General features: G+C 42.3%; 11 protein-coding genes and 1 pseudogene. 11 read left to right on the forward strand and 1 reads right to left on the reverse strand.

Going from position 1 to position 14,494, the window contains the following annotated elements:
- Positions 1-158 precede the first annotated feature (158 nt).
- The 4 genes and pseudogenes from QZX97_RS15090 (at position 159) to QZX97_RS15105 (ending at position 4,647) form a co-directional block, all read left to right on the forward strand.
- A pseudogene (locus QZX97_RS15090) lies at positions 159-644 on the forward strand (ATP-binding protein).
- 156 nt (positions 645-800) lie between these two features.
- Complete coding sequence (locus tag QZX97_RS15095) at positions 801-1,706, forward strand: sigma-54 dependent transcriptional regulator (RefSeq protein WP_295652656.1); 906 nt, start codon at positions 801-803, stop codon at positions 1,704-1,706.
- A gap of 25 nt (positions 1,707-1,731) precedes the next feature.
- Positions 1,732-2,148, forward strand: a complete 417-nt coding sequence (locus QZX97_RS15100) for a hypothetical protein (protein WP_295652658.1) — start codon at positions 1,732-1,734, stop codon at positions 2,146-2,148.
- Positions 2,149-2,160: 12 nt separating this feature from the next.
- Positions 2,161-4,647: a PAS domain-containing hybrid sensor histidine kinase/response regulator gene (locus QZX97_RS15105; RefSeq protein ID WP_295652660.1), complete on the forward strand. Its 2,487-nt coding sequence runs from the start codon at positions 2,161-2,163 to the stop codon at positions 4,645-4,647.
- Between the two features lie 7 nt (positions 4,648-4,654).
- Here QZX97_RS15105 and QZX97_RS15110 read toward each other — a convergent pair whose 3' ends face one another.
- Positions 4,655-5,824: a glycosyltransferase gene (locus QZX97_RS15110; RefSeq protein ID WP_295652662.1), complete on the reverse strand. Its 1,170-nt coding sequence runs from the start codon at positions 5,822-5,824 to the stop codon at positions 4,655-4,657.
- Positions 5,825-6,295: 471 nt separating this feature from the next.
- On the opposite strand from QZX97_RS15110, the gene QZX97_RS15115 reads away from it, so the two are divergent.
- The 7 genes from QZX97_RS15115 (at position 6,296) to QZX97_RS15145 (ending at position 14,485) form a co-directional block, all read left to right on the forward strand.
- On the forward strand, positions 6,296-7,672 hold the full coding sequence (locus tag QZX97_RS15115) for a hypothetical protein (RefSeq protein ID WP_295652663.1): 1,377 nt from the start codon (positions 6,296-6,298) through the stop codon (positions 7,670-7,672).
- A gap of 49 nt (positions 7,673-7,721) precedes the next feature.
- Positions 7,722-8,762: a phosphate ABC transporter substrate-binding protein PstS gene (gene pstS, locus QZX97_RS15120; RefSeq protein WP_295652664.1), complete on the forward strand. Its 1,041-nt coding sequence runs from the start codon at positions 7,722-7,724 to the stop codon at positions 8,760-8,762.
- Between the two features lie 125 nt (positions 8,763-8,887).
- Positions 8,888-9,802, forward strand: a complete 915-nt coding sequence (gene pstC, locus QZX97_RS15125; RefSeq protein ID WP_295652665.1) for a phosphate ABC transporter permease subunit PstC — start codon at positions 8,888-8,890, stop codon at positions 9,800-9,802.
- A 4-nt stretch (positions 9,803-9,806) separates the two neighbouring features.
- Positions 9,807-10,652, forward strand: coding sequence for a phosphate ABC transporter permease PstA (gene pstA, locus QZX97_RS15130; protein WP_295652667.1), 846 nt, complete (start codon positions 9,807-9,809; stop codon positions 10,650-10,652).
- On the forward strand, positions 10,634-11,392 hold the full coding sequence (pstB, locus tag QZX97_RS15135) for a phosphate ABC transporter ATP-binding protein PstB (protein WP_295652669.1): 759 nt from the start codon (positions 10,634-10,636) through the stop codon (positions 11,390-11,392). Before pstA ends, pstB begins: the two co-directional genes overlap by 19 nt.
- Before the next feature lie 11 nt (positions 11,393-11,403).
- Positions 11,404-12,075: a phosphate signaling complex protein PhoU gene (gene phoU, locus QZX97_RS15140; protein WP_295652671.1), complete on the forward strand. Its 672-nt coding sequence runs from the start codon at positions 11,404-11,406 to the stop codon at positions 12,073-12,075.
- A 124-nt stretch (positions 12,076-12,199) separates the two neighbouring features.
- Entirely contained in the window at positions 12,200-14,485 is a 2,286-nt protein-coding gene (locus QZX97_RS15145; protein WP_295652673.1) for a GH92 family glycosyl hydrolase, read from the forward strand.
- The last annotated feature ends 9 nt before the right edge of the window (positions 14,486-14,494 follow it).

Raw genomic sequence — 14,494 nt, forward strand, 5'->3', positions numbered from 1 at the left:
ACGATCTGCGTTCGCCATTTTCCGCCATCATTAACTTGTTATCGCTGATCAATGATGACGTGTTAGATGAGAAAGAGAAAAAAGAATTGATTGACATGGCGGTAGTGAGCAGTAATGCCTCGCTTGGTATTTTGAATAACTTATTGAAATGGGGCGAAATGCAGATAAAGGGTATCCGAATCAATCAGGTGGATGTTTGGCCACATCAAATTATCGAACGTAACATCGCATTGCTTTCGGCAACAGCCGAGCTTAAAGCCATTAGGGTTGATAATCTGGTCAATAAAAACTTTAAAGTAATAACTGATGCCGACCATTTTGAGTTTGTTACGCGCAACCTGCTATCGAACGCTATTAAATTTACCGACAAGGGTGGCGTTGTGTCCATTAGCTCAGAAATTGATAAAGCAAAAGCCGAGGTGAAATTTATAGTTAAAGACACCGGCGTTGGCATTAAAAAAGAGCGGCTATAGGGTATATTCAACCTCGGCAACGTAAGTACCACCGGCACCAACGATGAGAAAGGGACCAGCCTCGGTTTAGTGCTGTGCAAAGAGTTTGTTGAGGCAAACAATGGCAGGATTTGGGCAGAAAGCGTACCCGGAACCGGTTCGGAGTTTATGTTTGTTTTGAAGTTGGCCTGATGTATTGTAAATTAACAGCTTTATTTTTAATCGGCCAATATATACTTTAAGTGTTGGTTTATTAGTAAATTAGCCTACTAAACCAACCTGATTAACTGCTGTGCCAATAAACCTTTATCGGGCAACAATTATAATGTGGCTGTTATTTGATTATTTATGGATAATAAATTACTGATATTTATTGTTGAAGACGATGCCTGGTACGGGCAGATCCTTCAGTACCATTTATCCAAAAACCCGGATTATGACGTAAAGGTGTTTATGACCGGCAAGGAATGTTTGGATAACCTGTACCTGGGCCCTCATTTGATTACGATAGATTTTTCGTTGCCCGATACACGCGGAGACCAACTTTTCAAAAATATTCGGTTGGTTAACGCCTCTGTTCCGGTTATTGTGATCAGCGCGCAGGAGAAAATTGCTACCGCGGTCGACTTGTTAAAAATGGGCGTCTCCGATTATTTTATAAAAGACGACCATACCAAAGACCTGTTGTGGAACGCCATTATTCGGCTGCGCGAGAACATCGACCTGAAAGAAGAAATAAAGACATTACGGGCACAATTGGTTGATAAATACGATTTTAGCAATATCATAAAAGGGAACAGCCCTGCTATACTGAAAACCTTTGCCCTGATGGAAAAGGCAGCAAAAACCACCATCAACGTATCAATAACCGGCGAAACCGGTACAGGTAAAGAGTTGGTTGCCAAAGCCATACACATGAACTCCGACAGGCAAAAAAAACCTTTCGTAGCCATAAACATGGCCGCCATACCGACTGAGTTGGTAGAAAGCGAACTGTTTGGGCACGAAAAAGGGGCCTTTACCGGTGCCACCGGACGTAAAATCGGGAAGTTTGAAGAAGCAAACGGCGGCACTCTTTTTTTAGATGAGATAGGCGAACTGGACCTATCGGTACAAAGCAAGTTGTTACGCGTTTTGCAGGAGCGTTACCTGCAGCGCGTTGGCGGGAGCGACAAGGTTAACTTGGATGTACGCATTATCGTAGCAACGCATAAAGATTTGGCTGAGGAGGTAAAAAAAAGGCAATTTTCGTGAAGACCTTTACTATCGCATCATTGGCTTGCCTATAACCCTGCCGCCACTGCGCGAACGGGGGAACGATATTTTGTTCCTGTCAAAATGTTTTCTCGATCAGTTTTGCAGCGAGAATAAAATGGGCGGGGTTACCCTCAATAAAGAAGCTAAGCAAAAACTTTCGTCGTATGCTTATCCCGGTAATGTAAGGGAACTGAAAACTATTATCGAGTTGGCAGCCGTGATGTGCGATGGCGGCGAAATTAAACCCGACGATATTACCTTTTTACCCGCCACCAAAAACGCCGAGTTTTTGTCGGAAGAAAAAACCTTAAAAGAATACACCCAGCAAATTGTACGTTTCTATTTGGATAAATACGATGAGAATATAGCATTGGTTGCACAAAAACTGGATATCGGCAAGTCGACCATCTACAAGATGTTGCAACAGGAAGAAATTTAGCCCGGAACAAAAATGGAAATAGCCGGCACATACGTAAGTATTCTACAACAAAAGATTGACGATCAGCAGAACGAGATTGCGCGGTTGAGTAACGAGCTGAACCAGTTAAAAAGTTCGTACGCTTTAACTGAGCGGTATTTAAGTGCAAACAGCGATGTTGAAGACCCGATAAAGGAATCTGTTTTCCGGCTTTCGGCCACCATATCAAGTTTAAACGAAGGCATTTTACTGGAAGACGAGAACCGCAAAATCATACTGACCAATCACGCTTTTTGCGAACTGTTTAGCATAAATGCCAAGCCCGAGCACATGATAGGTATTGATTGCAGCAACTCTGCTGAGCAGTCAAAAGCCTTTTTTAAAGACGAAGACGACTTTGTAAGGCGTATTGAACATCTTTTAAAAGAAAAACAAACCGTTATTGGCGATTTGCTTGAACTGAAGGATGGCAGGATATATAAACGGGATTTTATCGCAATCAGCATCGCCGGGAACTACATAGGGCATTTGTGGAAATACAGGGATGTTACCGAAAAGAAAAATGCCGAGGATGCTATAAAAAGGCGTGAAGAAAAATATCGGGGCATTATCGAAAACATGAACCTGGGCCTGCTCGAAGTTGACAACGATGAACGCATTATGTTTGCCAACCAAAGTTTTTGCCGTATAACAGGTTACATGTTAGATGAGTTGATTGGTAAAGTAGCGAGTCAGTTGTTTTTGGACACAAGTTACGATGCTTCGATGGAGGAAAAGAACAACCTTCGTAAAAAAGGCGTTTCAGATGCCTATGATATCAGGATAAAGGATAAGAACGGCGACTACAGATGGATGCTGATTAGCGGTGCGCCTCTGTACGATGACGAAAAAAGATTGATAGGATCAATAGGTATACACCTTGACATAACAGAGCAAAAAAAGCTTGAAAACGAACTCATCAAATCAAAAAGGGTAGCCGAAGAATCGTCCAAAGCCAAAGAGATATTTTTGGCCAACATGAGCCACGAGATACGGACCCCAATGAACGCTATTTTGGGGATGAGCCGGTTGCTGACAAAAACAACGCAAAATAGCCAGCAAAAGGTTTATACTAATGCCATCATACAATCGGCAGAGAACCTGATCGTTATTATAAACGATATACTCGACCTATCGAAAATTGAAGCAGGGCAAATGCAAATCGAAAACATCGGTTTCAGCCTTTCTGACCTGGTGACGCAGCTTGAGCGCATACTTAAATATAAAACCGAAGAAAAGGGCCTTGAATTTAATACGGCTACCAGCGTTCATATACCGCACGTTTTAATTGGCGACCCTTATCGCATAAACCAAATATTGTTGAACCTGGTTGGTAACGCCATTAAATTTACCGAAACCGGTAGCGTTGAACTGTGGTGCAAATTGAGCGGCACCAAAAATGGCACAAACCAGGTGATGTTTACCGTAAAGGATACCGGTATTGGAATAGATCCTGAGTATTTAAAACATCTGTATAAAGACTTTAGTCAGGAGGATGCGAGTATAACCCGAAAATTTGGAGGAACGGGTTTGGGGCTCAGCATATCGAAAAGGCTCATCAATTTGATGGGTGGGGAGATGAACATTGAAAGTACCAAAGGTGTGGGCACCGTTATATCGTTTTCGCTTAACCTGCCCACCGGCGATGCCCGCAGTTTAAATAAACCCAGCGATGATCTTTCGGCGCTAAAAGAACACCAGCGCGAGCTAATCGATAAAAAAATATTGTTGGTAGAGGACAATGATTTTAACCGCTTGTTGGCTAATACCATTTTAACAACATACGGGGCATTGGTTACTGAAGCCTGGAACGGTAAAGTAGCTGTTGAGATAGCAGCCGAACAGCCATTTGACTTGATTGTAATGGATGTGCAAATGCCTGTGATGAATGGTTTTGAGGCCACACAATATATACGTAAGGAGCTACAGTTGGATGTACCGATACTGGCTTTAACCGCAAACGCCGTGAAGGGTGAAAAAGACAAATGTATTAACGCTGGTATGGACGAGTACATTGCCAAACCATTTGAAGAAGCCCATCTGGTAAAAACCATCTCTCATTTACTGAAGAAAGCCGATATTGGAGGCATAGGAGAAACGCTTGTTAGTAAGGATGATAATAATCCGGATAATTTATACAGCATCACTACTCTACAAGAAACGGCAGGAGCCGATTCTGCTTTTATCCAACAGATGTTGAAAACCTTTATCAGGCAAGGGAAAGAAAGTCTGTTAAAGATTGATGAAGCCCTTAATGAGCGTGATATGGAGGCTATGCAGGCTATTATACACAAGATGAAGCCAAGCATAAACTATTTGAAGATGAAAGATATGACCTTAATGATACGCGGGTTGCAAAGCTGGGACAAAAGCTTTAACAATGCCTTTGCCGATATGGTGGCCAAATTGAAGCAAAAGCTCAAACAAACCATCGAAAAAATGGAAACCGACCTCCCGGAGCTGTTCGGCGCTTCGCTTTAATTAAATATTAAGCTGCGCGTTGGTTTTTGAGCGGAGTTACTTGTGAACTAAAAAACGAAGCACCAAAAAGCTGATCTAAAGTACTGTAAACAGAGCGTGGGCTTCCTTTAAACAAGGTGGTTATTTGTTTATCGAAGTGCCCGGGGCTAAACAATGCGGCTTGTTGTTTGCAGGCAGCCGACATGGAATTATACAGCGCCTTGTTTTGGTTCAATATCTTTAATGTATCGTAAATCGCTTCAACGTGCTTGCCATCAATTGCAACACCATTTTTTTGGGTATTGATAAACTCCCTGCTGCTGCTGTTTGCGGGTACAATTACAGGTTTGCCATAGTACATGGCCTGCAGAATATGAATATCGCACACCTCAAGGTGTTTTTTATTATCAGATAAGTTGACCACCACGCTGGCTCTTTGATAAAACTGGTGCAGGTTTTGTTGTTGGGTATAAACAAAAAGGTTGGCAGGTTTTGTGCTGCCGGGTACATAGCGCTCAATGTTTTCAAGTTGGTTTGTGGCCACCAATTCAAAATTTATGCCCGGCAAGCATTCGGCCAGGTTTATAAATGCGCCAATGCCCGATTGATTGCCTAAATCACCTATCATACTTACGGTAAAGGGATGTTGGCCTTGGGTAAGCGTATGTTTAGCGTTTTCTATAATATCCGAAGACAAGGCAGGATAGACAATCGCTTGTTTTTTTGTGGTTAACTGTAAATGATTTTTAAGTTTTGCAGATGTAAAAATCACTTGTTTTGCAGTACGATTTATAATACTATGCAAAAAGCGTTGCAGTAAGGTTTTAGGTAAAGCAGCTTCTTGTAAATGGTAAACCACTTTGGCTTCTATTATTTTCCCCGCTATCGCAGCAGCAAAAGGATAAATGGAGCTGATATAAATTGTATTGCTTGGCCTGCCTATTTTTAGTATGGTTTTAAACAGACGGATTTGTATAGATATGAAGCCGAAAATTTGATTTAAAGCTTTTGTTGAATGTTTTGCCTGAAAGGCATGAATATGCACTTCGTCCGACGAATTAAACGTGCCCGTTAAATCTTCATTGGTAACTATATCTATTTGGTAGCCATCTTTAAGCAAAGCTTTTAACGACTGTGTGAACACTGAAGTATTTTCATTTTTGTTTTCTGTCAACAATACTGCGATTACCTTTTTCATGACATCTATATTAATGTGGTATGCCAGGCTTATATCTACCATCGTGCCAGTGGCTTAAAAGTTTGATAATCAGGGAATTGAAGATTATGCCATAGATGAAATTTTCTATATTCTGGAAAATGGTTTGTTTTTGAGACGAAATGAATGTGTTTTAAACAATTCGAATTAATTGTACCCATGGGTTTGCCCATATCGTATTTGGAGGAAACTGCATTGCAAGCACGCTGCTGTGGAAATTTAGCCAATGTTAAATTAATATTAACAATAAGATAAATTATCATGTGTTAATGTAATCTCAACGAAAAACAATTTTTATTTTTTTAAATTGCTGATAATCAGAATTATAAATAATAAAGGGAGAATTTGTTAATGATAAGTTAATGTTATGATATAGTAATCATTACTTAACATTAAGATAACCTTCGATGTACACCTTTGTACCATTGAACAAACTTAAATTTTACATTAATTATGAAACAAATCTTTACTAACTCTATCGGCGCAGTCCTTGTAGCTTCCCTAATGGTTGCAGGATCTGTAGCTAAGGCCCAAACAGCATCAACAACAGGTGTTGCTTTGGCGGCAGTATCAGAAAAGAAAACTGTAGCAAAAGCAGATTCTTCATCTACAACTACTACAGCTCAGCCTGCAGCAAAAGCAGCGGACGCGGCCTGGACACCTGTTAGAAGGTTATGGGGTTACGCATTTGGCGATATGTACTATAACGCTCATGCCGATGCAACTAACCGTGGTGCTGAAACCATGTATAATGGTGTGCCTACTTACAGGAACGCTTTCCAGTTCCGTCGTGTTTATTTAGGCTATGATTATGATATTTCTCAAAAATTTACAGCAGAAGTGTTGTTAGCTTCTGAGCCAAACGCGAACACAGGCACAGCAGCAGGTACAGGTGTTACCGCTTCGAATGGCGACAACCTGGTTGATGGTAAAATGTCCTTCTTCATCAAAAACTTTAACTTAAGGTACCGCAACATCTGGACCGGAACTGATTTGGTTATCGGTGAAATGTCGACTCCCGGTTTTGCTTTGAATGAGCCAGGCACAAACGCCCCTACTTCATTATCAGAAAAAACCTGGGGTTACCGCTCAATCGAAAAAACAATAACCGATTTCCACAAAACCAACTCTTATGACGTTGGCGCGTCGTTGCAAGGTACTTTTGACCCCGCTACTAAAAACTTTGGTTACGTGTTTATGGTTGGTAACAACAGCACTTCAAGTTTATTAAGTGCTTCTAACCCCAATACAGGTTTCTACAAAATATTCTACGGTGATATTTGGGGTAAGTTCATGAACCAAAAATTATTGGTAGATATTTATGGTGATTACGCGCAAACCGCACCTAACACAGGTATATTGACGCCTCAATCACACGATATATTAAAGATATTTGCAGCTTATGTTGATCCAAAACTTGCCGTAGGTGTTGAAGCATATACACAAGGGATTGCGCAAGGCGTAACCAACTCTGCTACTAAATTACCTGAAGACGCTACTGTTAACGGTCTTTCGGTATGGGTTAAAGGTCCGATCGTAAAAGACAAATGGGCTTTCTTCGCTCGTTACGATGCTTACAACCCTGATACCAACTTTAACACTGCAGATTCTTACACAGTTAACACCAACTTTGGATCTTATACGCCAACTACAAAAGAGCAATTTTACACAGCTGGTTTAGACTTTACTCCTGAGAAAAACATCCACTTTATGCCAAACTTCTGGACAGTGTATTACAGGGACCAAAGGGACCCATCAACTGCCGGTTATGTAGGTAATGATCACACCTTGGTTTATAGGGTAACATTCTTCTACACTTTTGGTAAATAAGGTAAAAAACGCCAAACAAATAATTAAACTAAACTATAAAAGAAAAGTTATGAAAATCGTAAAAAGTCTAAAGTTAATGGTTGTAGCAGCAGCTGCATCAAGCTTGGCAATGTCGGTATCTGCACAGGATTTGAAAGGTGCCGGTAGCTCGTTTGTGAACCCGTTGTTTCAAAAAATGTTTTCGCAATACACTGCAGCCAAAGTTGATTATCAATCGATCGGTTCAGGTGGCGGTATAAAAGCGTTAACCGAAAAAACCGTTGATTTTGGTGATTCTGATGCTCCCCTGAATGATGAGCAAACAACTAAAATAGGTGGCGCTTCAGCTGTTCTGCACATTCCAATGACTTCAGGTGCGGTAGTAGTAACTTACAATATCCCAGGTGTTACCGCTGCTTTAAACCTTACCGGTAAAGATTTGGCCGATATTTATTTGGGTAAAGTTACCAAATGGAACAGCCCTGAGATCACTGCAACAAACAAAGGTGTTGCCTTGCCAGATCTTCCTATCGTAGTTATCCACCGTTCTGACGGTAGCGGTACATCGTTCATTTTTACCGATTACTTAACTAAAGTTAACCCTGATTGGGCTTCGAAAGTAGGTAAAGCAAGTGCCCCTAACTGGCCTGCCGGTTTAGGCGGTAAAGGTAGCGAAGGTGTTGCCGGTTTGGTTAAACAAACCCCTGGTGCTATCGGTTATGTTGAGTTGGCTTACGCTATACAAAACAAAATGCCATATGCAAGCATGCAAAACAAAGGTGGTAAATTTATTGCCCCTACAATTGCTGCTACTACCTTGGCAAGCAACGTTGCCATACCTGCCGATACCAAAGTTTCGGTTACCAATACTGATAACGAAAAAGGTTATCCAATTGCCAGCTTTACCTGGGCTTTGATTTACAAAGAACAAAATTATGGTGGCCGTTCAAAAGAAAAAGCTACCCAACTGTTAAAAATGTTGTGGTGGAATATTCACGAAGGTCAAAAATTCTGCGAAGCTTTGAACTATGCCCCGCTTTCGAAATCTGCTGTAAAAGCTGCTGAAGCAGTATTGAAATCAGCAACTTACGATGGTAAAGCAATATTGTAATTAGCAAGATTATCGATTGATAGTCCACTATTTTATAAAATATCGGTAAATAATAAAATTAGCAATTACCAGTTCCGGATATTTACGGGGCTGGTAATTGTTTGTATACCAAAACCCTAAATTTTGTGGAAAATAAAAGATTAGAACTATCTGACAGCCAATTAAAATGGGAGATCTTTTTTAAGAGGCTATTGATCGTAATGAGCGCAATTTTGGTGCTCGTCATCATAGGCGTACTGGTAACGCTGATACAAAAATCGATGCCATCCATTAAATCGTTAGGAATAGGGTTTTTATGGGGCAAAGTTTGGGACCCGGTACAAAACATATACGGCGCTTATCCGTTTTTGATCGGAACGCTGCTCACATCGTTTACAGCACTGATTATTTCGATCCCTTTTTCTTACGCTATTGCCATTTACCTTGGCGAATACAATCAAAAAGGGTGGTTATCTGATCTGTTAAAAAATGCCATCGAACTCATAGCCGCAGTTCCATCTATTATCTACGGTTTCTGGGGCATATTTGTATTGGTGCCCATCGTTCGCTCGCTCGAAATAAAACTTGGCGTAGCGCCTTTTGGTGTAGGTATTTGTACTTCATCGCTTGTTTTGGCGGTTATGATTATTCCGTATTCTGCTTCGTTGGGGATAACGCTGATCCGCATGGTACCCTCGCCTTTAAAAGAAGGTGCTTATGCATTAGGAGCAACCCGTTTCGAAGTAATACGCAATGTAGTATTGCCCTTTACACGCACAGGTTTGTTTGCAGGCGTATTGTTATCTTTGGGCCGTGCCCTTGGCGAAACCATGGCTGTAACCATGCTGATTGGCAATACAAGCGCCATAGGCAATAGTTTTAAAGAAATATTTTTTGGCCCGAGCAATACCATGGCCAGCGTTATAGCGAATGAATTTAACGAAGCCGACCATGACCTGTATGTATCGGCCCTGATAGAACTTGGTTTAGTATTGTTTTTTGTTACGGTAGTTGTAAACCTTATCGGAAAACGCGTCATTTCAAAAGCCAGCAAAAATTAAGCATATGGAACCAAGAATAGGATTCAGAAATACAAAGAGTGTGATCTTTAAGTGGGTCATCATATTTTTTGCTTTCATTATTACCATCCCCCTCATCGTTGTATTGCTTTATATCATTAAACAAGGGGTAACCCAGGTTAACTGGCATTTTTTAACCCATGTCCCCGCGCCTCCGGGCGAAACGGGTGGCGGTATTGCCAATGCCCTGATGGGTAGCTTTATCATGGTTTTGATGGCATCAATTGTTGCCATACCCGTGGGCATGCTTGCCGGTATTTATTTGAGTGAAAACCCAAATACCAAACTGGCTTATTATAGCGGTCTTTGCGTTGATGTTTTGCAGGGTGTGCCTTCCATTGTTGTTGGTATCGTAATATACGTATGGATAGTGAAACCATCGGGTGGCTTTTCGGCCATTGCCGGTAGCGTTGCGTTGGCCTTAATGATGTTACCTATTATCATCAGGTCGACCGAGCAAACATTGAAACTATTGCCCGATTCGCTCAAAGAAGCCGCGCTTTCATTGGGTGTACCGTATCACCGGGTGATTATAAAAGTGATCATTCCCTGCGGCTTTGCCGGTATATTATCGGGCATCACTTTGTCTATAGCCCGTGTAATTGGCGAAACCGCGCCTTTGTTGTTTACAGCGTTGGGCAACAATTATTTTTCAACCAATGTCACCGGGCCAATGGAAAGTTTGCCGCATGTGATATACTCCTACGCTACCAGCCCTTATGACGATTGGCACGATTTGGCCTGGGGCGCATCGTTTATTTTATTAATGTTCGTTTTAACACTAAACATAGTCACAAAAGTGCTAACAAGAAAATGGAAAATCCAATTGTAAAGGCTGAAAATTATAATGGTTATTTTGGCGATAACCATGTGGTGAAAGATGTAAATATCAGCATCAAAAAGCACGAAGTTATTGCCGTAATGGGCCCCTCGGGTTGTGGTAAAACCACTTTTTTGCGGGGCATCAACCGCATGCACGAGTTGATACCCGGTGGTACATCGAAAGGTAAAATACTGCTCGATGGTCAGAATGTTTTTGACATGAACGTAATTTACGTGCGGTATAAAATTGGCATGGTGTTTCAACGCCCTAATCCTTTCCCCAACCTGAGCATTTACGAAAACGTAGTCGCGGGTTATATGCTGAACGGCATCAAAATGTCGAAAGCGGATAAGGATGTAATTGTTGAACGTTCATTAACCAGCGCCGCGTTATGGAACGAGGTTAAAGACTCATTGCATAAAAAAGGCACCTTCCTTTCGGGCGGGCAACAACAGCGCTTGTGTATAGCAAGGGCCATAGCCATGCAACCGGAATTGATATTGTTTGATGAGCCAACTTCGGCGCTCGACCCGATTTCGACTTCAAGTGTCGAAAATTTATTTCATGAGCTAAAGTCGAATTATACCCTTATTATTGTAACACATAATATGCAGCAAGCTGCAAGGGTGAGCGACAAGACCGCGTTTTTCTACATGGGTGAATTGGTTGAGTTTGACGATACCAAAAAAATGTTTACCGCCCCCGCAGATCAGCGTACACAGAATTACATAACCGGCAGATTTAGTTAATAATTTAAATTATGACACCATTAGAAACTGAAATATCAGCACTTAAAGCAGAAATCATATCCATGTGGATATTGGTTCAATCGCAATTGAACAAATCGAAAGAAGCGATGCTGAAATTTGATAAGGATTTGGCGCGAGAAGTTTTGATAAAAGAAAAGAGGGTAAACTCTTTCGAATTAAAAATTGACCGCGATTGCGAGGATATTATGGCATTGCACCAACCGGTAGCTGTAGATTTGCGTTTTTTGCTGGCGGCACTAAAAATAAACAACAATCTGGAGCGTATTGGCGATATAGCAGCCGGTATTGCTAACTATGTTGTTGACTCGTCGGTAAACTACGATACGGAAGCTTTAGAAAGCGTTTCGCTGCTCAGCATGTTTGATGAGGCTATCAATATCATGACAGATACCCGTGCTGCTTTCGAAAATGAGGATACCATGCTTGCCAGGAGCATATTTAAACGAGATGAGGTGTTAAACACGATAAACTTTAATGCCCCGATAGCAATTGCCGAAGTAATCAAAAAAGATCCTACGTCGACAATAGAAGCACTTTATATGCTGTCTATCATCCGCAGGTTGGAGCGTGTTGGCGACCAATGTACCAACATTGCCGAGGAGATTATTTTTTATGTGGATGCCAAGGTGCTGAAACATCAGCAAAACAGCCTTAAAAAGTAATCGTAGAAAATCTTATAAATAGAAACCCCGAAAGGCTAACCCTCTCGGGGTTTTTTATTCGCTGTAGATATTTAATACCCGCCAACATTCTTCTTACTTTTATCGCAACATTAAACTGACATCTATGCGATACCTGACTTTGTTTGCCGCAATTATTGCGTTTAGCTACACCGCAAATGCACAAAGCAACTTTACCAAGTTTGTAAACCCATTTATCGGCACCGGCGCGGTTGATAAAAACAGCCTTTCGGGCAGTAACTTCCCCGGCGCAACCACACCCTTCGGCCTGGTGCAACTAAGCCCTGATACCCGCGAAAACCCAGATGACCCGGGCTCGGGTTATGATTATAATGACAAATCTATCATCGGCTTTAGCCATACCCACCTGAGCGGCACCGGCGTTGCCGATTTGTTCGATGTGCTGTTGATGCCCACCATCGGCGATATCAAAACCGAACCCGGCAAAGCCGACGTGCCGAACAGCGGCTACCGTTCAGCCTATTCACACGATCAGGAATCGGCCAAAACGGGCTACTACCAGGTGATGCTGAAAGATTACGGCATCAACGCTGAGTTGACGGCCACAGCGCGGGTAGGCTTGCACCGGTATACTTTCCCGCAAAGTAATCAGGCCCATATTGTTATCGATATGGACCACAGCCTGGATAAAAAACGTACGTATTGGGTGTGTAAGATATTAGATGCCGAGCTCAAGGTTATCGACAACAAAACCATTGAAGGCTACCGCATTATTACCGGTTGGGCTAGCCTGCGCAAGGTTTATTTCAGGGCGGAGTTTTCGAAACCTTTTTCAAGCAATATCATGGTGAGCGGCAGGCACCGTTACGATGGCTTATCGGTTATAAACGGCAACAACATTAAAGCCGTTTTAAATTTCAATACCACCCAAAATGAAAAGGTGCTGGTGAAGGTTGGCCTGTCGACAACAAGCATAGCCAATGCCCGCCTCAACATGCAAACCGAATTGCCCGGCTGGGATTTTGAGCAGGTAGTACAGCAGGCCCAACAACAATGGGAGCAAGTGCTGCAAAAGATAAAGGTGGATGGCACGGATGTGCAAAAGCAAATATTTTATACCGGTTTATATCATGCTTTTATACAGCCAAACAACCTGGCCGATGTAAACGGCGACTATATGGCTACCGACATGACCATCAAAAACGCGCCCGATAAAACACATTACTCTACACTATCGCTCTGGGATACTTATCGGGCGGCGAATCCGCTTTATACACTAATTGCACCGCAGTTTACAGCGGGTTTGATCAACAGCATGATGCGGCAATACGATACCTATGGCTATTTGCCGATATGGCAGCTATGGGGCGAAGAGAATTATTGTATGATTGGCAACCATGCCATCCCGGTGGTGGTTGACGCCGCGTTGAAAGGCATCAAAGGTTTTGATGTGGAAAAGGCTTATGAAGCGGTAAAAGGCTCGTCGATAACCGAGCACCAGGCATCGCCATTTAAGGATTGGGAGAAGTACGGATATATTCCTGAAGATATACAATCGCAATCGGTATCCATTACGGTCGAAATGGCTTATGACGATTGGTGCGTGGCGCAGCTTGCAAAAAAACTTGGCAAGACCGAAGATTACGAACACTTTATGAAGCGATCGGAGTTTTACCGGAACCTGTACAATGCCCAAACCGGATTTTTTCAGGCTAAAAAAACAGATGGCAAATGGCTCGAACCTTTTAACCCCTTACAATACGGCGGCAATGGCGGCAACCCTTATACCGAAGCAAACGCATGGCAATACTTTTGGTATGTACCGCAAAATGTAAACGGCCTGATTGGCCTGGTTGGCGGCAACAATGCTTTTAATGATAAGCTTGACCAATTTTTTACTTTGAAGGACCTGCCCGGCGAAGTAAACGGCAACGCGTCCGGATTTATAGGGCAATACGCGCATGGCAACGAACCCAGCCATCACATTGCTTACCTATATGATTTTTCGGGCCAACCCTGGAAAACCCAGTTCTATACCGCCAAAGTAATGAACGAGTTGTACAACAATTCCTCATCGGGTTACGCGGGAAATGAGGATTGCGGGCAAATGTCGGCCTGGTATATATTTAGCTCGATGGGTTTTTACCCGGTTAACCCGGCCAATGGGGTTTATGCCATCGGTTCGCCGGTGTTAAGCCATGCAGAGATAGATTTGGGTAATGGCAAAGTATTTACCGTTTCGGTTAAAAATCCATCGAAAGAGAATGTTTATATCCAGTCGGTTATGCTGAACGGCAAAAAGTACGGCAAAACCTATATCACCCAAAATGATATCACGGGCGGCAGTAAACTCGAGTTTATAATGGGTCCGAAACCCAACCTGAACTGGGGTATAAAAACCGATGACGCGCCTTTAAGCTGGGGATATTAAGCTCGTTGT

The sequence above is a fragment of the uncultured Mucilaginibacter sp. genome, assembly GCF_903893715.1.
In the GTDB taxonomy this organism is placed as follows: Bacteria; Bacteroidota; Bacteroidia; order Sphingobacteriales; family Sphingobacteriaceae; genus Mucilaginibacter.